This window comes from Bartonella sp. AA18HLJMS (assembly GCF_042197245.1).
GTDB lineage: Bacteria > Pseudomonadota > Alphaproteobacteria > Rhizobiales > Rhizobiaceae > Bartonella.
Genome location: NZ_JBHIRP010000073.1, coordinates 1 through 922, shown reverse-complemented (window position 1 = coordinate 922; position 922 = coordinate 1). Strand labels below are relative to the sequence as shown.

The window sequence follows — 922 nt, the reverse complement described above, 5'->3', positions numbered from 1 at the left end:
AGAAGTTCTGAGATAGCAGAATCAGCTTCTGGGAACACAACAAAATAAAGCGGTTCATTTTTATTCTCCGCATGTTGAACCGCATAAACAGCCGCCTCATAGGGTGGGGTAAAAATGCCATTGAGGGACACATGCACCTTGCCATCAAAACCAGCTTGTAAATGCTGCTTTTCTTCATCCGTTAAATAATGGAAAGTGAGGAAACAATCGCGCCATTCCAAGCAAAGGCAAGGATGGCGGATTGTTGATCATCACTTAAGATTGGCATTCATCCGCATTTTTATATTTTTTACAAAAAGGGCTGTTTAAGCGCTTTTCAACACTTCGTTTCGGAATGACCGCGCCTGGTCGACAAATCGGAAGGTTTTCCCTCCAATGATTCACACACCAAGATGGACCGCCATATCTGTCACGGAATCCTGCTTGAATCATACAAGCATAAATTGTTGCATTATCATTATTGCTGAGCTTTTGATTTTCAGCCTCAAGATAATTAAGGTGTGGCATGCCACATTCTAGCAATGCTTTTCCTACCTCGGTAAAGTCTGCTCCTGGCTTGATCCACCCATATACTTCCCCTGGAGGAGATTTGTCCATATCACATCCAGTAATACTTAATAGAATGAGCAGGCTCAATAAGTTAAATCGTATTTTCATTTTTTGTTCCCTGTTCTCGTGGAATAAAATTTTATAAAATCAAATGAACCGTAATCATTTTTACACTTAGCACTTGCATCAGCATAACAATTATGGGTACTAGGATTATAGCCGATGATCGCTCCCCCCATCTCTCTGAGGGGTAGAATTAACGGATGTAATGAATCATATGGTTTGGAACGTACCCCATAAGCCGTAGGCCAATTGTAACCAATCACTGTACTAATGGGGTCTAACATATGACCTTGTATGTAGATATAATTTT

1 protein-coding gene and 2 pseudogenes are annotated in these 922 nt (G+C 40.6%); all 3 read right to left on the bottom strand.

The genetic code is table 11. The features are described from left to right. Nucleotides 1–194 (bottom strand): annotated as a pseudogene (locus ACFINW_RS09980) (filamentous hemagglutinin); the annotation flags it as partial. A 61-nt stretch (nucleotides 195–255) separates the two neighbouring features. Then, nucleotides 256–657, bottom strand: coding sequence for a hypothetical protein (locus ACFINW_RS09975; RefSeq protein ID WP_273791508.1), 402 nt, complete (start codon nucleotides 655–657; stop codon nucleotides 256–258). Continuing rightward, a pseudogene (locus tag ACFINW_RS09970) lies at nucleotides 654–922 on the bottom strand (hypothetical protein); the annotation flags it as partial. The gene ACFINW_RS09975 and the pseudogene ACFINW_RS09970, both read right to left, overlap by 4 nt.